This window comes from Streptomyces sp. NPDC102462 (assembly GCF_044765425.1).
GTDB lineage: Bacteria > Actinomycetota > Actinomycetes > Streptomycetales > Streptomycetaceae > Streptomyces.
In genome coordinates this window covers 1-16953 of the sequence record NZ_JBIWKB010000078.1, presented here as the reverse complement: position 1 = coordinate 16953, position 16953 = coordinate 1, and the positions used below count along the sequence as shown (strand labels likewise).

The following is a 16953-nucleotide window of genomic DNA, read 5'->3' as shown; positions in this document are numbered from 1 at the left end:
GTGGTGCGGGTGCTACGGGCGGGCGAGCGGCAGGGCGGCGTTGGTAAAGGCCTCGGCCTGCTGCCAGGTCAGAAGGCGCAGGTCGACGAGGGCGGCGACGGCCGCCGTCTCGATCGCGGCGCAGGCCGCGTTGAGCTGCTCGTCGGAATCGGCGCTGACCGTGAGCAGGCCGGTGAGGGCGATGTCGGCATGCCCGGCGATCAGCTGGCGCTCGCGCTGCTTGATGTCGGCGTACTCGACCGAGTCCTCTTCGGAGTCGACCTGCCCCTTGCGCTGCCGCTCGGCGGCGTCCGCGATCACGGTGGCCTTGCGGCGCTGTACGTCCTTGAGCGCGGAGTCCAGTTCCTTGGGCTCGTACGTCAGCGACAGCGTGCGGCGGACACCGGAGGTGAACAGGAGCTGGTGCAGGAAGCCTGGCGAGGTTTCGATGCGCGGCCAGTTCTCGATCCAGAACGTGGCGTGGTGGGCCGAGTCGGTCTGGATCCGGTCGGCCTTCTCGATCAGGACGACGGGTCCGGCGGCAGCGGGGTCGGCCTGGGCGCGGTCAGAGGAGGACCACTGGTCCAGCGCGGCCGACGCGGCGGGGTCGTACGCGGTACGGATCACGGCGGCGATCTCGGAGGCGCCCAGCCAGTTGCCGGGTGTGAGGCCGGAGTTGCGGGCGGCCTGGTCGAAGGTGGAGGTGAGCTGGCCCAGGACAGCGAAACTGCCGGTCAGTCCGCCTCCGGCCTGGTTGATCAGTCGGCGGGCGGCTTTGAGGTTGAGGGCGAGGGCGACGTACGCCTCGTGCGGTGCGGCGGCGGGGCCGGCGGCGGCCAGCAGGTCGCCGTAGATGGGGCCGGCCAGGCGCGTCTGGGCGTTGCCGTGTTCTTGCCAGTATCGGTTGAGGCCGTCGCCGGAGTCGGGCACCGTGCGCTCCAGGACCTGGACCCGGGCGATGTGCCCGGTGCGTGCCAGGGCCGCCAGCGTGCGTCCCCAGCCCGCGACGTTGTTCGTCTGGGCGGCCGGGTCGAGCAGGGCGAAGGCACGGGAGGAGACCTTCACGACGGCGGTGAGGGTGCCGTGGTGCGGATCGTGCACGGCGCCGAAACCGCCGCGAGGGGCGGAGACGACGCACAGCGAAGCCGCGGTGCCGGGCAGGTGGAGCAGGCCCTCGCGCCGTGGCCGGGTGGACGGCCGGGCGAGCCAGATGAGCTGGTCCCGGAAGCGGCGCAGCGCGAACCGCGCGGCGATGGGTGCCCAGTCGGCAAGCGACCGCCCATGATGGCGGATGAACACCGCCGCCAGGATCACCGTCCACAGCGGTATGAGCTTGAGCGCCCCGGTGACGCCGGCGGTGAGCAGCACCGCGAGCAGCAGCAGCCCGGTGATGCTGACGACGATCAGCTGAGGTGCCGAAAGGCCGAGCAGCACGCCGCGCCGCGAACGGTGAGGGAACTTCACAGTGGTCGGGCCGTCGGAGGGGGAGGTGTCGGAAAGCAAGGCGAAGTCGTCCTTGGAACGTGGAGAGAAAGAGGAGTCGAGGCGGCGAGGGCGGGGTGGGCGGCGTCGGACGCGACATGCGCCGCCCACCCCGTCGGGCGAGGACTACGAGCCCGATCCACCCGGCGGCGCGGGGTAGACCCACCGCTGCGGGGTGGTACCACCATGTGGAGAGGGCCCACTCGCCGTCGACTGTCCGGCACGCCTCGGCGCCGGCGGGTCCAGATGTGTGACCTGCGGCTGCCCGACGGAGGCGCCCTGAGGCGTCGGCCCGGAGGAGGCCGGCGCTGCATCGGCCGCCGTCCCCTGGCCAGGACGCTGGATCAACGGCTGACCGCGGTCACCATCCGCCGGAGGCCGCCGGATCAGCGCACTGCCCTTGTCACCCGTGGCGTTCTGGTCCTCGCCGAAGCGGAAGTGGGTCTGCTTCGGGTTGCTGTCGCCGCCCGATCCGCCGGTCGGGTCGATGCCGGACGCGACGCCACCCGATCCCTGGCCCGGAACCTTCGCGGGACCCTGCGGAGCGGGCATACCGGTGCCGACCTGCATTGCGAGCTGACCCGCGGTCTTCGCCGCACCAGCGGCCACCGCCATCCCCGCGACGCCTGTTCGGTGCAGGTCATCCTGACCGCCGCCGTCGGCGGCCCAGTGCACGAACTTGTACGTCGCGTAGGGGCACAGCATCACCAGGACCATCACGACGATGCCCGCCATCGCGTCCGACAGAGCGGAGAGCCCGTCGGAAGCGTTGCTCTTGCCCATGGCCGAGACACCCAGCAGGAACACAATCGTCATGAGCAACTTGCTGACGATCAACGTGCTGGTCGCCTCGATCCAGCCGCGCCGCCAGCGTCGGGCCACCTCCCAGCCGCCGCCCGCGCCGGCGAACACCGCGAGCGTCACCAGGACCAGGAGGCCGACTTTGCGGGCGACCATCACCGCCCAGTAGAGGAACGCGCCGATCGCGCACCCGAGGCCGACCATGGCTGGGATGGCCCAGCCCAACTCGTACATCGGTCCGAGGTTGTTGACCTCGATGATGCGCCGTATCGAGTCGTCGACCGACGTGTTCGCCGCCTTGAACAGCCCGGCGGAGAGCGCGTCGACAACGGTCAGCGCGACCGTGGTGCAGGCGATGGCCGCGAACGCGAACAGGACTCCCGCCACCGTCCCGGTGACCGCCTGTACGAGAGCACGTTCGTCACGGCGCCAGGCCGCGCGCATCAGCTGGAGACAGAACGTGGCGACGGTCAGGACGAGGCCGATGGGCAGTAGCAGCTCGTAGTTGCCGCGGAACCATTCGGCGTTGAGATCGACGGCCGTGGTCTTGTCGACGGCCGTCGCGGCGAGATCCGCAGCGGACTGGGCCAGTTCGCCCATCGACTTGGCGATCCAGGCGCCGATGCCGTCGGTGATCGCCTCGCCGGTAGAACCGACGACGCCGCCGACGGTGTCGCACACCGTGCTCATCAGGGGAAGGTCACAAGCCCCCATGAGGGCACCTCCTTTCAGGGATTGGGGGCGGTCAGGGCGCGACGCTCGGCAGCACGCCGACCAGGGTGCAGGCCTTGTCGGGGCGGCACTGGACGGCGAGTGTCGTGGAGCGGGACTCGGCTCCGGCCCCGGAGCCCTTCCAGGCGATGGCCTGCTTTCCGGTGACCGTGACGGCGTAGACGTACGCCTCGGTGATCGCGCCGGAGTCCTGGGCCAGGGCGGTCTTGAACGCCTGCGGGAAGTGCCCCTCGCCGACCGTGGCGGTCGCGTGCTGACGGTTGTCGCGCATCCGCGACCACAGCACCGGGCCGGGCACCTGATCGGAGACGGACTCCCAGTCGGCGTACTTCTTCTCGCCGGTCATCCACCGCTTGAGCCCGGCCACGTATTCAGCCCGGGAGAAGGACCGGGTGTCGTACGTCCACAGGACCTTGGTGGCCGCCTCGGCGAAGGCGATCGGGTCGCTGGTCCGGGGCGGTGACGCGACGGCCTCATGCTTGCCGTCGGTCGCCTCCGGCGAAGCCGACCGTGGTGTGGACGTCGACGTCGCGGAGGGCCGCGTCGAGGCCGGGCTCTCCGCGCCGGCCAGATACGCGAGGAGACCGGCGACGGCTAGCAGCACGGCGAGCACGAGTCCGCCCAACAGGACACGGCGCAGGACAGAGGACGGCGCTCCGTACATGCGCTCCTGGCCATGGAGGGAACGCTTCTTCGGCATCAGTGGACCTGCGTCCCCATGGCCGAGAAGAACGCGACGATGCCGTTGGCCGCGCCGAGCAGCAGCGCGCACCCGGCGGCGATGACCGTCCCCTTCTTCCCGTTCGCCTCGGCTTGGTGTCCGCCGCTGTGGTGGCCCCAGGCCCAGACCATCGCGGAGATGGCCAGGGCGCCGACCACCGCGATGATCCCGAAGAGGTTGATTGAGGAGACGACGTTCTTCAGTACGCTGAGGCCAGGAAGTCCGCCCTCCTTCGGTGTGATGCCGGGGTTGTACGCCAGATACTGGGCGTGCTGCATGAGCTTCAATTCAAACTCCAGTGCGATTTTTGGGCGCGTGAAGGCCCGGAGGGGCGAAGCGAGTGAGGGGGAGGAATAGAGAGGAGAAGCCGGTCAGACGACTCGGCGGGCGGCGACGATGTCGGCACGCCAACTGGCGAGGGTCGAGATCTTGACCACGTCCCAGGTGTGCGGCGCCTGCAGGACGAGGCCCTGGCCGATGAACATGCCGACGTGTTCCGGCGCTGCGGCGGTGCCGCGGGTGAAGAGGAGATCGCCCGGCTTGAGGGCGTCGACGCTGACCGCCTTGCCCTCCTTGACCTGCGTGTACGTGGTCCGGGAGAGCGAGATGCCGCCAGCCTTGTACGACGCCTGCATCAGGGAGGAGCAGTCACAGCGCCCCATCGGATCCTGGCCGTGCGGGGCAGTACACGAGCCGCCCCACTGGTACGGCGCGCCGAGCTGGCCAAGCCCCCAACGAATCGCCGCACGAATCGACTTGGGCGCGCCCGACGGAATCTTGTAACCGGCAGGCACGGACCCCGCGGGAATTGAGCCAAACTCGGTCCCGTCCGAACCCGTACCGCACCCGGCAGTCGTCGAGGCATCCGTCTGCGCGGACACACCGTCGGAGCCACTGCCCCTGCCGGAACCATCCTTCTGCGACAGCGACTTGGCGATGGCCTTCTGCACGGCTGTGGCCAGCGGCTCCCACTTGGCGTATGCCTCCGGGTAACCGCTCTTCTGGACGGCCTGCGCGGCCTGTACGACGGTCATCGACTGCCAGCCCGAGACCTTGAGCAACGCCTCGTAGAACTTCGTCGAGGCGTACACCGGCTTGCGGATCTCTGTCGCCGAGCCCCAGCCCTGGCTGGGACGTTGCTGGAAGAGACCGAGCGAGTCCCGATCGCCGTAGTCGAGATTCCGTAGCCCCGACTCCTGCAGAGCCGTGGCCAAGGCGACGATCTGCCCTCGCGCCGGCACCTTCATCGCGACGCCAGTTGCCTGGATCGCCTCGGCGTTCGGTATCTGCTCCTCGGGATCATCCAACCCCGCAACGGACACGGCCCCTTTGGCGTTGCTCTTGAGGATGGACTCCACCTGCTTCGCGACCGTCGAGTTATCCACAGCCTGTGGATAGTCCGTGAAACAGAAGGCCTGGCCGCTGTTGGAACCAGCGAGAGCGACAGCAACCGGGGCTACCAACAGGGTCGGACTGAGCGCCACCGCCCCGGCCATGGCAACAACCTTCTTCACTGGCGCGGTCCGAAAGTCGAACGGTGGTAGGGAGAACTTGGTCCCGGAGAGGGGTGTGCCTGGGCATGTTGCATCAACAACTCCTTACTCGTAGGCAGCGCTGCACAGGCGATCTCGTCGAAAGGCCACCAGCACCGCGCCGGTTATGAATTCGCAATCCGTGGGAAGCGGGGGACCCAGCGGCGGGAGCTGCCAACTCCAAGCCGCTGGGTCCCCTACTGGAAAGCGGCAGCCAACCGCGCTCGTAATCTCACTCGCCACATATGAAGTCCCCTTCGCCCTTTAGGGGGTCAGTCGGTGTGGTGCGGGAAGGCTGTCCCCTTGGATGGAACAGCACGCGTCAGCACAGCTCAGCAGGAGTGGAACCGGATCCCTTCCTGCGAACACGGCGAGACTGTAGAGACGAAATCCGGCCGCACCAAACGGCCCGTACCTCGGGCGATTTCGGGTTATTGAGCGGAGGGTCGACTCATTGGGTGCGGCCGGAATTCGGAGTTAACCTCCAACGCATTGCACGCACCGGTAGCTGCTTCTCCAGTTCCGGGGCGCGAACCAAGACGACATGCGTAGCTCTCCGTGAGCGGAGAAGCACGCGCATGCCCCCCTTCCCGAAAGAGAGAACTGCGCAATGCCGTACACCCTGCACCGAGGCGACGCGCTGACCGCCCTCGCCAGCATCCCCGACAACAGCGTCGATGCCGTGATCACCGATCCGCCCTACAACAGCGGCGGTCGAACGAGCAGTGAGCGCACTGGCCGCTCCGCACGCGCGAAGTACACCTCGGCCGACGCCGAGCACGACCTCGCCAACTTCCCTGGGGAGAACCGAGACCAGCGCTCGTACGGCTTCTGGCTCACGCTCCTGCTGACCGAGTCCTATCGAGCGACCGTAGAGTCCGGCAGTGCGCTCGTCTTCACCGACTGGCGGCAGTTGCCGACGACGACGGACGCGCTGCAAGCCGCCGGGTGGACCTGGCGGGGGATCGCGTCGTGGCACAAGCCGGTTTCCCGGCCGCAGAAGGGGCGGCTCAAGCAGTCGTGTGAGTACATCGCGTGGGGAACGAAGGGGCCCGTCGATGGCAACCGCAACCCCGTCTACTTGCCCGGTCTCTACACGGCGAGCCAGCCCCGGAAGGGCCGGGTGCACATCACCCAGAAGCCTGTGGAAGTGATGCAGGAGTTGGTGAAGATCTGCCCGCCCGGCGGAACGATCCTGGACCCATTCACCGGCTCCGGGACGACCGGCGTAGCCGCCTTGCGTGAAGGCCGCCAATTCATAGGGGTTGAACTCTCCGAGCACTACGCCGGCATCGCTGAACAGCGGCTGCGAGACGCGCTGACCCAGGACGACTTCGAACTTGCCGGGCCTGAGGAGTGAGAGCGAGCAGCCCAGACAGCGGACGCAGAACGCAGAGAAGGGCGGTGGTTCCACCAGAACGGTGGAACCACCGCCCTTCTCAAGTACGGGGAGTCACCCAGCGTCGATGCTGCGCTGAATGAGATCGGTAGCCCGTACGAGGTCCTCGCGCGAACCGATCCGGACCTCGACGCCGCCACGGATTCCCAGGACCCCCACGCCGCGCATGTCCCGGGAGAACCCATCGTGCAGCTCCACCGTGTCCGGTTCCACCTTCAGGTTGACCACGAGCAGCCGGTTGCGCGGCTGTAGGCGCACCGTGGCGACGTTGTTGATCCGCCGGTAGGCGATGTAGTGGAGCTGGGGCTCCTTGCGCACACCCGGGTGCGACAGCAGCAGCTCGTCGAGGTCTGCGTACAGCTCCTTCAGATCCTTGGGCGACTCGTCGAGGTAGTGCCGTACCGACTTCGGTGCAGCAGACGCAGCGCGGACCGATCTCGACGTTCCGCCTCGCGGAGAGTTGCGGGTGCCGTCGGCTGACGCGATGAGCCGCAAGGTGAGTACATCCTCGAAGGCCCGGTACGTCACGAGGTCGATCCGGTGGCCGATCATCTCCACCGCGACCGTGTCGTGGTGGGTGAAGGCCCCGGCGACGCAGACGATCCGAGGAGCGCTCCAGTCGATCTCCCCGGCGCTCCGGGTTCCTATTTTCTCCCGGGCCAGGCTCTCGAATTCGTGGTGATGGTCGTGGAGCCACCATAGGTACGAAAGACCCTGGCTGATGACGTTTTGGTCGCGATTGCGCTTGTATTCCACTTTACCGACCGCAGGAGCTCGTGAACCGGCCCTGAACTGCGGCGATTCATAGACTACATGTTCGTGACGACGGGGTGGGGCTGTCGCTGTAACCCGTTGCGGAGATTCGTGGGACTGACCGCAGGATCGTGCAGCGACGCCACTTGGGAGTCCGTTGTTTTCGCCCTGCCCTGCGGACCTCGACTCTTGACTGTTGGTGATCACTCCGTGCCCAATATTCGCTTCGCCCGGGCACCGGAAGTTCTTAGGATCCGTGCATGACTGACGAGAGTGAGCGGGCTGTGCAAGCAGCCGTTGGTGGAGAGTCGCGGCTTCTCGATCCTGAGGTGCGTGCTTCTCCGGCCCTCGTTTCGGAGCTTCTGGATCCTGAGTTCACCGAGATCGGAGCGTCCGGTCGCTGGTGGGACGCGCAGTCGATCCTCACGGTGACAAGTGCGGGAACGGTGTCCTCGGAGGCGCCGGTCAAGGTCAGCAAGATGTCAGGGACCGTCCTGGCTCCGGGGATCGTTCACCTGACGTACTTCGCTGACAATCAGGGGCGTCGGGCATGGCGGAGTTCCTTGTGGCGCCTGACGGAGACAGGCTGGCGCATGTACTTTCACCAGGGCACCTTGGCCAGCTGAAGCAAGCCTGTCCCGTCGCCTACGGAACGGCAGAGGCACTGATCCTCCCGCCATAACCACGAGTAGGGCCAGGCACTCGCTCCCAGAACCAGTGGGACGGCCCGTCCACCGGGACGGTGGACGGGCCGTGAAGTGGTTGGGCGGTAGGGATCAGGTGACGTCCTAGTCAGCACGTATGCCAGCAGCGGGTACGTGAACGTGTGGACCTCGGGCTGGCATGAGCGGTCGACGTGGGAGGCGTTCCTGCGGGCACGGTCGGACGTACTGAAGCGGTGCGGGCGCGGCTTCGAGCTGCTGACCTGAGATCCACGCAACAAGCCGGTGGGGCCCCGCGGATCGCTGCGGGGCCCCACGGCTGACATGCTGGCGGCCAGCATCCAACAACCTCGAGGGGGAACGAACCGTGACCGTGAGTGACGGCATCGCCTGGATAGGCGCACACCTTCACAGTCCTGTATCCGCCGCCGTGCGGGGGATGCTCGGCGGCATCTCGCTCACCGCGGCCAGGGGGATGGAGGCTGACGAGTTCCTCATTGCGCTGGGCGCCGACCTGGATGAGCTCGCCGCCCGTACCCCGTACAGGGATCTCGCCGTGCCGGTGGGTCAGCCGGGCAGGCCGTCGCCCCACATCAACCCCGTCATGTACGGGATGTGCGGCGACTGGCTGTACGTACTGGAGGACTGGGGCGCGGCGACGTGGTCGACCGGCTACCGCAAGGTGCAGTCGATGTGGCCCTACCCCGGGCAGGAGATCGTCTGCGTGACGGTGGACCGGTTCAGCCCGCCGTCGAAGATCCTGCATGTGCCCGGGGACGAGATCGCACGCCGGGCGGAGTTCGGGCAGGACACCGGGGAGAAGTCCGCTCTGGACGCAGCGCTCGACGCCTCGGGTGCAGTGTTCCCGTCGATCGCCGACGTCGGCGAGGCCGCTGTGGTGGCGCACTACGAGCAGCACGGGCCCCGGCTGCCCGCGTTGGTGTTCGCCGCGGTGGGCGCCTACTGCGGCCTGTCCATTGACCAGGAGGCCGTTCGCGCCGGCACCCTTCCCGGTGTCCTTCTCCCCATGCCCTGACCTGCGCACCGAACCAGGACCGGCCCCCATCCTGCTACAGGGTGGGGGCCGGTCCCGTTGTGCGTGGGTTCTAGCTGGCGGTCAGCTTGCAGATGACCGGCTGTCCCCCGCCGATCCCGTAGGTGCAGGTGCCGCCGTCGTCCATCCGCGTGTCGAGCCAGTACGCGTCCTTGTCCATGATCCGGTTGTCGCGCATGAACGTCGCGAAGTGGTTGCCCATGGACTCCTGGTTGTGCATGCCCGAGATGGCCGACCGGCCGCACACCTCGGTGAAGGTGGGGTCGGTCCCGTTCAGGCTGTACAGGTGCACCAGGGTGCTGAGCTTCTTGGCGTAGGTGTTGATGCACGCGGCCCCGGTCGGCGTGGTCCCGCCGGTCAGCAGCGCCGGGTTCAGGCCGCCCTCGGCGCTGGACATGCCGCCGCTGTTGTACGTCGACGCGAACGCGAACTCGTCGCAGTTCAGCGTGTCCGACGCGTCGACCAGGGCCGAGGCGTCACCGTTGGTCGCGGCCCATCCGGTGGGGCAGATCCGGTTGCGGCTGCGCGTGTTCTGCGCGCTGTCGCCCATGTAATAGAGGGGCTTGCGGTCCTGCACCGACCCGGGGTGGTTGGGCACGGCCTTCTGGATCAGCCATCCGTGCGCGGCGGCCTGCGGGAACGCCTTGGCGTTGAAGCTGTACGTCGGGGCGTGGTTGACGAACACGCAGCCCGTGCCGGGGCCGGCGGTGGTGGTGTCGCAGCGGATCTGGTCAAGATCCTTGGTGTCGCCGCTGTAGTCCAGCGACCACTGGTAGCCGGTCATGAACGGGCGGATATTGCCGTCCGACGGGAGGATGTTCGCGTCGATCTGGATGTCCGGCTTGAACAGGTACTTCTGGTCCGGGGTCGACGCGTCCCAGGTGTAGGGGGTGGTCACCGACGTGGAATGCATGTCGCCGGGGGTCCACCACGTCTTGTCGGTCCAGGCGCTGTCGTCCGGCTCGACCGGGGTACACGATCCCTGGCACAGGTGCTGGTTGATGGACATGTCGATCTCGGCGAAGTCCATCGGGATCTGCTGCGCCGGCTCGATCGTCAGGTGCTCGGTGAAGCTGTTCTGTCCGTCGAGCTGGAGCATGCGCAGGAACATGAAGTAGGCGATGGCGTCCGGGACGCCGTCCGTGCGGATGATGACCGGCACCGTCCGCACGTCGCACTCGGTGAAGCGGGTGGCGAGGATGCTGGAGAAGTCGGTGTTGCACCACTCCACGCCCGCGGTCGCTTCGGCGTTCGCCATCGCGCGGGCCACCTTCTTGGGGGCCTTGTCCTTGGACAGCTGCTTGCCGAAGCACACCTGGCGGCCGCGCTTGTCCTTCTTGCTGCACTGCTCGCCCGTCTTGAGGGTGCTGGCGGTCAGCGTGCTCGAGGAGCCGAGCGGCTTGGTCTGGTAGAAGTCCGGCGGGGTGTTCAGCGAGCTGGGGTCCGGTGCCGTGTAGTCCGGAGTCGGCAGCGTCAGGTCGACGGGCATCTCCACACGGAACTTCGCCCACGGCGACCATGTTGTCTCATACAGGGAGCCGTCGAAGGCGTTCGTGTGGAACACGTAGTTCTTGTTCAGCGACAGCTTGCCCGCGGGGACGTCCACCGTGGCCGTCGACCCCGACGCCACATAGGGGGAGACGAGCACCCCGTACGGGTTGGCGTCCGTCAGATTGACCTGGGTGACCGGGTTACCGGACGCGTCCGCCGTCCACACCTCGAACGTCAGCGTCGACTTTTCGCCGTCGGCGTCGGTCACGGTGTTCTTCAGCTGGACCTTCTGCGAGATCACCCGCTGAAAGCCGCCCGGCGCGCTGTTATGGGACAGCGGCGATGCCTTGGGGGACTTGCCCGACACCGGCCGCGACCCGGCCTCGGCCACGGTCGGGGCCTCCTTCCCGTGGACCTTGGGCGGCGCTGCCAGCGGGTCGGGTTTCGGTGGCGAGCCGGCCGCGGAAGCGGTACCCGCCCCGGCCAGAACGGCAAGGACGGCGCCGGCTGCCATGCAGCGCAGCGCCGCCGTTATGCGTGTGCGTCTCAACGATCCTCCACTAAGGGTACGTATGTTCGACGCAACCCCATCACGCCCAACTCCCCTGGGGTAGACGAAAGATCGCCATCTTGCGGACGCGGCGGTCGCACAGAAAAGAGGAAGCACCCGGCGGGCTCTTCACGGGAAGGGCCGGCCGGGTGCCTGGCCTTCGTACCGCGAGGCATGGGTGGATCCCGGTACGGAGGCGACAATGACACGACGGGGTGAGGACTCCAGGGGGAGGAGTGGGTCACCGCGGCGTGTCGTGCTGATGCGGTCTGCCCGCTCAGGGCTTCAGTGCCGGTTCGGCGATGCGGGCTTCGAGATCGGCGACGTGCCGGTCCTGGAAGCGCAGGTTCGAGCGGGCGGCCTTGAGCCGTTCGTCGAGGGTGCGGTTGTCGGTGGTGAGCTGACGGACCCGCTGTTTGAGGGTGGTGTTCTCGGTGGTGATCCGCTGGACGGCCTCCTGGGTCCATTCAGCTTCCAAGTCGCGTATCTGGCCGATGAGTTCGCCGATCCGGGTGCGCTGGGTGAGGATCTCGGTGCGGGCAGCCTTGAGAGCCTCCTCGGCGTTCAGCGCGCGTTCGCGCCAGGTCGCCTCGCGCTCGTCGTGCTGTTCAGCGAGCGTGAGGGACCGGCGTTCGCCGGCCTGTTCCATCGCTGCGGCGACTGCGGCTCTGGCCTCGGCATTGTCGTAGAGGAAGGTGCGCGAGACGTCCGCGCGGCGGGCGACGGCGGCGACACTGACCTGGGCTTTCTCGCGTCGGAGCCGGGCGATGGCCTGGTGGACGTGCTCAAGGGCGGCTTCAGTCTTGCGGCGGCGGGCGGCCAAGGCTGCCGCGGTGCGGGGTTCGGGAACGGCGGCGGTGTTCATGCAGCGTCCTGTTCGAGGTCGTCGCCGTCGCCTGTGCACGTATCGCTGTACTCGTCCGGCTCGTCGCTGCCTACGTTGACGAGGTCGGTGGCGCGGAAGGCGGTGGACCACACGCGGTGGAAGTAGTCCTGGGGTTTGCGCAGGTCCAGGGCGAGGGCGTCGTCGAGGAGGCCGAGGCCGGCCAGGGCCTTTTCCAGGCCGTCGATGGCGCGGGCGGTAGGCTCGAAGTAGCGGTGGAGGTAGTCGGCGGTGGCGTCATCGGGGGCGCCCTCGGCCAGCAGTCGCCACTGCTCGCGCTTGCGCCGCCAGTAGAGGAGGTCGGCGCCGGACAGTACGAACTTGTCGCAGTTGTGGCAGTCGAGGTTGAAGGGGCAGGCGCCGCCGTTCACGACGGGCTGGAAGGTGCAGAAGCCGCCCTCGGCGGGGGTGCTGCGGCGAGAGAGGTCGATGGCCAGGACCTGGGCCTGCTCGCGGGTGAGCGGGGTGGTGTCGTTGGTGAGGAGTTCGCCGGGGTGAGCGGTGCCGGGGCCGGCTACCCAGACGTGCTGGAGGACGTCGTCCAAATCGGACTGGGTGAGGTGGACGTAGTGCTCGGCCATGCGGTCGGAGACCTGGCCGAGTAGCGGCGGATGTGGGTCAGGCTCGCGCCGTGCCGTAGAAGCCGGGTGGCCAGGGTGTGACGGGCCTGGTGGGCGACGTAGTGACCGCCGAGGTCAAGCTCGGCGATCCAGCTGCGGAAGCCGGTGTGGAACCAGGTGTAGGACAGAGCACGGCGGCCGTCGGGATTAAGGATGTCGGTGGGGAACAGGGCCAGGTGGGCGCGTTCGGCGGGAGTGGGCGGGCGGCCGGCGTGCCGATCGGCGTAGTGGGTCAGGGTCTTTTGGCGGCGTTCTTCGAGCCGGTCCAGGAGATGGTCGGGGATGCGGACGGCCGCGTTCAGGTTGCCGACCTTGGTCTGGTCGTGCCAGAGCAGGGGCAGCCCGCCGTAGCGGCCGATGCAGTCCAGGCGGAGCTGGATGACCTCGCTGGCGCGCCGGCCGGTGACGATGATGGTCTCCCACATATCCCTCAGGCCCCGGTCGTGCGGATCGTGGCCGTCGGCGAGCTGCTGCAGGTTGGCCTCATCCGCAAGCGCGCGGGCGACTTCGTCGGGGAACGGGTTTCGGCTGCGGGGCGTGCCAGGGCCGCCGACCGGCATGGCGGCGATGAAGGTGCGGTCCAGGCCGATCTGGTCGGCGCTGCCGCTGTCCAGCGCGCCGCGCAGCAGGGACCGGCCGTAGTTGAACACCATCCGGCGCGAGTTCTCGGTGACCTTCGCCCTTTTGCCGTCCAGGCGGGCCCGGCCGCGGAATGCCAGGCCGAGACGTTCGCGATTGCGCAGGTCCGCGACGAAGCGGTGTGCGTGCTCGCCTCGCAGCACGGACGGGTCGTGGCCGCCACCCGGCGCATCCGCCTCCAAAAACGCGGACAGTTCGGCGCCGGCGCGGCGCACGAAGTCCACCGGCTGGGCGCTGCGCGGGCAGGTTGGCGAGCGCAGCACGTCGGCGATGTGATCCCACAAGAGGTCGCGCAGCCACCGCTGGGAGATGCAGGTCAGGTCGACGTAGCTGGAGCGGTGGGGGAAGCGCACCCCAAAGTGCTCAGTCTCGATGTAGCCGGCGTCCCGGGTGTCGGAGGGGGTGAAGTAGATCTTCCGCAGGGCCTGTTGCATCTCTTGGACTATGCGCTGGTGGTAGTCGCGGCGGAAGACGGACGCCTCCAGGCCGGCCAGGGATGCCACGTCGCGGCGCTGGCACTCGTCCGCGAGTGACTGCACCCACGTCAGGTGCCACACGGCGACGGGCTGCTGGCCGTGGACATACATGCCCCACTGCAACTCCGCCCGCAGCAAGGGCCGCAGGCCGCGCAGGTTGACCGTTCCGGTGCGGTGCACCGGCAACTGTGCGCGGCACCAGGCACGGAAGGCGACCTCGTCCTCGCACGTCACCGGGACAGGGCGATCACGGCGCTCGTAGGTGGCGAAGAAGTTCTTCGGCAGCTGCGCCCCGCCCGGACGCCCGGCCCGGCCGTAGCCGCGCTCGTGCGCGCCGCACAACCCCAGCGGCGAGGCGGCCAGTTCGTCGCACACGTCCGCCCGGCACTCACCGTAGCCCGGCAGCGACGGCTGATCGGCCAGCCACCGCTCGAACTCCCCCTCGCCCCCGCCCCCGCCCCCGCCGGGGTGCCGCTTCAGGTGACTCAGCCACCGGTTGCGATGCCGGAAGCACAGCACCAGCTGCAGGCTGAACGCTGGCCGCTGCGGGCAGATCCGGCACATCATCGCGTCCGGCATCTCCATGGCCGACAGCGGCTCCGCGGTCTGCATGAACTGCGCCTGGCTCGCGCCGCGCGCCTCCGCCTCCTGCCACTGCTCGGCATGCACCGAGCACATCGCGTAGCGCCGCCAGCGGGGCCGCTCGCAGTCGACGACCGTGCAGCTCCACGGATAGACCGGGTGCAGCGGCGGGATCTTCACCACCCCGCCGCGCAGCACCGGATCGAACTCGGGCCCGTTGATCAGCGCGGTGAGCACCTCCAGCCGGTCCCGTCGCATGCGGGCATCCTGCTGCGGCAGCAGCCATGGCGCCGTCACTTCGTCTCACCCCAGACCGTGCGCAGGGCGGTGTCGAAGACCGGGTCGTGGACATCGACGTGCCCGTAGACCTCATCCACCATCGCGGCCGAGGCCCAGCCGCCGGCATCCCGGGCGATCAACAGATTGCCGTCGGCGGCGTCGAGAACCGCGGAAGTGAACGAGTGCCGGAAGGCATGGGGTTTCACCAGCCCGAGTCCGGCGCGCTTCCCGGCCCGGCCGAGCATCCGCCGGGCCCCGACCGGCGCCCACGGCTGTCCGGTATCAGCGCCGTGCAGCTGAACCAGGAGCATGCCGTGCCCGGCGCCGCGCGGGTACTCGGTGGTGACGTACTCGAAGTAGGTGTGCACCATCGCCGGGCTGACCCGCTTGATCAGCCCGCCGGTCACGATGCCTTGCTCGACCCGCCAGGGATGCTTGCTTTTGGCCTCGGCCCGGTTCGGATTGCCGGGCCGGTGACAGACGTGCAGGTGAGGGGCGCGGCACTCACCGCAGGCCGCGCTCTCCCGCAGGTGCAGGTCGACCAGGTGAAGACCGCAGAGCTCGCCAATACGAAGTCCGCCGTCGGCGAGCCAGGTGACCACCAGCCGGTCCCGGGCGGCGTTCACCGTCTCCAAGAGCCTCTCCCGGGCGCCGTCCGGAAGCATCTTCGGATGCCGGCGATGCGGCCCCTTCGGCGCCAGCGAGTTGGTGGGCAGCGACGACTTCACATGCCCGAGGAACGAACGGCGCCGGTCCAACCGCGACGGCAACCGCGACTTATCGAGCTTCTTACCGAGCTCGCCGTTGATGCCGAGGGAGGACTGATGTAGATAGAAGCCCTTCAGGCAAGCCGCCGCGCTCGACAGCGCGGAGTGGCCGTAGGGGCGCTTGCCGACCCGCCACGGTTCGCCGAGCGGCATGCGGACCTCGGCACCGACGATGCCCATGTACCGTTCCAGGTCTCGCAGTTGGACCGCGGCGAAGGCCAGGCATTCCCGCTCCAGCCACCGCAGATGGTCCACCAGTAGATACGCGTACGTCCTCTGCGTTCCCGAACCGTCATGCAGACGCAGGAACCGGTCCGCCTCCGAATGGACCGTCCCCTCGGGCCACACGATCGTCCACGACCGCCGCCCGTCCTTCCGCTCGATCTGTTGGACCCTCAAGTCCCCGACCACCACGTGCCGTGCCACTCGTCCTCCGTACCGACTCCAGAACATGACAGACGCCCCGGACACGGTCGGTAAACAAGCCAGGGACGTGCTGGTCACAGTCCCAGACGGACATCACGGGCAGGACTACCTGCGGTCGGTAAACTCGACGATGACCGGCGTGCCGTTCTCATCTAGCCCGAGGGAGTCGATCCGGCCGCCGTGATGACCAGTGCAGTACTCGGTAGCCAGGAACCGGATGCCGAGCATTGCCTCCATGTTGGCTTCGATCAGCCGCTGCAGCTCGACCTCCACCCCCACAGCCGCCCCCGGCACCTCCGTCGCCTGGCCGCCCCTCACCCTGAAGACCTTCAGGTTGCTCATGAGCCTCCCCCTGAATCCGCCTCGGTACTAACTGCAAACAAATAATCGAGGCCGGGTGTCATCTATTCCAGCAACTCTTCGGAGTCGATGAGGTCGATGAGTAAGACGTCTTGCTGAGCAGCAGCGGCAGTGATACGGAACACCCGAAGGTATTCGGGTCGTTGAGCGTCCCGGTTCCCGCTCGTGCAACCAAGGGCAACTCAGCGCGATCCTTCATGACGGTCACGCTGACGCGGGCCATGGTGGAGACGCTGGCGAGGTTTCAAGACCCGTGTCCTCAGTCGGTGGTGCACCTCCTGACCCGGGTGAGCCGTGCGTCATCCTGCACGGATCGTCTCACCGAGCGCTGACGTCACGTAGAGGATGTGGATGCGGACCGTCACCCAGCGCACCAGACGGTACGCTTGTCCAGCTAAGCAGCTGAAGCAGAGATCGGAGTCGACAACAGTGACCCACGAGGACGTGGCCGAGCAGCTTGAACTGCTGCCGAGGACGCCGGCCCCGCTCACTCTGGGGGAGCTCGAATCGCATCTGTGGGGCGCTGCCCAGATCCTTCGAGGGTTGATTGACCAGGCCGACTTCAAGAGCTACATTTTCCCGCTGCTCTTCTTCAAGCGGATCTGTGACGTATATCTGGAGGAGTTTCAGGAGGCCCTGGACGAGTCCGGTGGAAACGCTACGTTTGCAAGTTACTCAGGTTGAACTCGTGGAGTCCGGTGGCCCGTGACGCTTCTTGATCGTTGCGGTATGACGTCGTCATGCGGTACGCGCATGGGGGCGGCC

At 67.8% G+C, this 16953-nt stretch carries 16 protein-coding genes; 4 read left to right on the top strand and 12 right to left on the bottom strand.

Translation table 11 applies throughout. The annotated features are described in order from the left end of the window. Positions 1–12: 12 nt before the first annotated feature. From ACIRFL_RS39025 to ACIRFL_RS39005, 5 genes are all read right to left on the bottom strand, one after another. Positions 13–1482, bottom strand: a complete 1470-nt coding sequence (locus ACIRFL_RS39025) for an SCO6880 family protein (protein ID WP_404038949.1) — start codon at positions 1480–1482, stop codon at positions 13–15. Positions 1483–1587: 105 nt separating this feature from the next. After that, a complete protein-coding gene (locus ACIRFL_RS39020) occupies positions 1588–2976 on the bottom strand; it encodes an ATP-binding protein (RefSeq protein WP_404038946.1) in 1389 nt (462 codons plus the stop codon). Positions 2977–3007: 31 nt separating this feature from the next. Beyond that, complete coding sequence (locus tag ACIRFL_RS39015) at positions 3008–3694, bottom strand: hypothetical protein (protein ID WP_404038943.1); 687 nt, start codon at positions 3692–3694, stop codon at positions 3008–3010. Then, positions 3694–3993, bottom strand: a complete 300-nt coding sequence (locus ACIRFL_RS39010) for a DUF6112 family protein (RefSeq protein ID WP_062723703.1) — start codon at positions 3991–3993, stop codon at positions 3694–3696. Before ACIRFL_RS39010 ends, ACIRFL_RS39015 begins: the two co-directional genes overlap by 1 nt. Positions 3994–4086: 93 nt before the next feature. Then, entirely contained in the window at positions 4087–5229 is a 1143-nt protein-coding gene (locus ACIRFL_RS39005; RefSeq protein ID WP_404038940.1) for a C40 family peptidase, read from the bottom strand. Positions 5230–5857: 628 nt separating this feature from the next. Here ACIRFL_RS39005 and ACIRFL_RS39000 point away from each other — a divergent pair. Beyond that, the gene (locus tag ACIRFL_RS39000) at positions 5858–6607 is read left to right on the top strand and encodes a DNA-methyltransferase (RefSeq protein WP_404038938.1); all 750 of its coding nucleotides are present in this window, start codon (positions 5858–5860) and stop codon (positions 6605–6607) included. 93 nt (positions 6608–6700) lie between these two features. On the opposite strand, the gene ACIRFL_RS38995 is transcribed toward ACIRFL_RS39000, so the two are convergent. Further along, complete coding sequence (locus tag ACIRFL_RS38995) at positions 6701–7402, bottom strand: transporter (protein ID WP_404038936.1); 702 nt, start codon at positions 7400–7402, stop codon at positions 6701–6703. A 257-nt stretch (positions 7403–7659) separates the two neighbouring features. Between ACIRFL_RS38995 and ACIRFL_RS38990 the strand changes: the two genes are divergently transcribed. After that, complete coding sequence (locus ACIRFL_RS38990; protein WP_404038934.1) at positions 7660–8025, top strand: DUF4440 domain-containing protein; 366 nt, start codon at positions 7660–7662, stop codon at positions 8023–8025. A 403-nt stretch (positions 8026–8428) separates the two neighbouring features. After that, a complete protein-coding gene (locus ACIRFL_RS38985) occupies positions 8429–9097 on the top strand; it encodes a hypothetical protein (protein ID WP_266623296.1) in 669 nt (222 codons plus the stop codon). 70 nt (positions 9098–9167) lie between these two features. On the opposite strand, the gene ACIRFL_RS38980 is transcribed toward ACIRFL_RS38985, so the two are convergent. The 6 genes from ACIRFL_RS38980 to ACIRFL_RS38955 form a co-directional block, all read right to left on the bottom strand. Next, positions 9168–10997, bottom strand: coding sequence for a hypothetical protein (locus ACIRFL_RS38980; protein WP_404038931.1), 1830 nt, complete (start codon positions 10995–10997; stop codon positions 9168–9170). 436 nt (positions 10998–11433) lie between these two features. Further along, the gene (locus tag ACIRFL_RS38975) at positions 11434–12021 is read right to left on the bottom strand and encodes a DUF6262 family protein (RefSeq protein WP_266623294.1); all 588 of its coding nucleotides are present in this window, start codon (positions 12019–12021) and stop codon (positions 11434–11436) included. Then, entirely contained in the window at positions 12018–12620 is a 603-nt protein-coding gene (locus tag ACIRFL_RS38970; RefSeq protein WP_404038928.1) for a hypothetical protein, read from the bottom strand. The genes ACIRFL_RS38975 and ACIRFL_RS38970 overlap by 4 nt, the downstream gene beginning before the upstream one ends. Then, positions 12554–14614 (bottom strand): tyrosine-type recombinase/integrase, encoded by a 2061-nt coding sequence (locus ACIRFL_RS38965; RefSeq protein ID WP_404038926.1) that lies wholly within the window; start codon positions 14612–14614, stop codon positions 12554–12556. The genes ACIRFL_RS38970 and ACIRFL_RS38965 overlap by 67 nt, the downstream gene beginning before the upstream one ends. A 35-nt stretch (positions 14615–14649) precedes the next feature. Next, positions 14650–15582 carry a tyrosine-type recombinase/integrase gene (locus ACIRFL_RS38960; RefSeq protein ID WP_404038924.1) on the bottom strand — a complete coding sequence of 311 codons (933 nt, stop codon included), beginning with the start codon at positions 15580–15582 and terminating at the stop codon, positions 14650–14652. A gap of 351 nt (positions 15583–15933) precedes the next feature. Next, positions 15934–16170, bottom strand: coding sequence for a hypothetical protein (locus tag ACIRFL_RS38955; protein ID WP_404038921.1), 237 nt, complete (start codon positions 16168–16170; stop codon positions 15934–15936). A 447-nt stretch (positions 16171–16617) separates the two neighbouring features. Between ACIRFL_RS38955 and ACIRFL_RS38950 the strand changes: the two genes are divergently transcribed. Beyond that, a complete protein-coding gene (locus ACIRFL_RS38950) occupies positions 16618–16872 on the top strand; it encodes a type I restriction-modification system subunit M N-terminal domain-containing protein (protein ID WP_404038918.1) in 255 nt (84 codons plus the stop codon). Positions 16873–16953: the final 81 nt, after the last annotated feature.

Excerpts from the sequence above, each read along its gene's own strand:
- ACIRFL_RS39020 (WP_404038946.1), bottom strand. The coding sequence starts at position 2,976 with ATGGGGGCTTGTGACCTTCCCCTGATGAGCACGGTGTGCGACACCGTC.
- ACIRFL_RS39015 (WP_404038943.1), bottom strand. The coding sequence starts at position 3,694 with ATGCCGAAGAAGCGTTCCCTCCATGGCCAGGAGCGCATGTACGGAGCG.
- ACIRFL_RS39010 (WP_062723703.1), bottom strand. The coding sequence starts at position 3,993 with ATGCAGCACGCCCAGTATCTGGCGTACAACCCCGGCATCACACCGAAG.
- ACIRFL_RS39000 (WP_404038938.1), top strand. The coding sequence starts at position 5,858 with ATGCCGTACACCCTGCACCGAGGCGACGCGCTGACCGCCCTCGCCAGC.
- ACIRFL_RS38990 (WP_404038934.1), top strand. The coding sequence starts at position 7,660 with ATGACTGACGAGAGTGAGCGGGCTGTGCAAGCAGCCGTTGGTGGAGAG.
- ACIRFL_RS38975 (WP_266623294.1), bottom strand. The coding sequence starts at position 12,021 with ATGAACACCGCCGCCGTTCCCGAACCCCGCACCGCGGCAGCCTTGGCC.
- ACIRFL_RS38970 (WP_404038928.1), bottom strand. The coding sequence starts at position 12,620 with ATGGCCGAGCACTACGTCCACCTCACCCAGTCCGATTTGGACGACGTC.
- ACIRFL_RS38965 (WP_404038926.1), bottom strand. The coding sequence starts at position 14,614 with ATGCGACGGGACCGGCTGGAGGTGCTCACCGCGCTGATCAACGGGCCC.
- ACIRFL_RS38960 (WP_404038924.1), bottom strand. The coding sequence starts at position 15,582 with ATGGGCATCGTCGGTGCCGAGGTCCGCATGCCGCTCGGCGAACCGTGG.
- ACIRFL_RS38955 (WP_404038921.1), bottom strand. The coding sequence starts at position 16,170 with ATGAGCAACCTGAAGGTCTTCAGGGTGAGGGGCGGCCAGGCGACGGAG.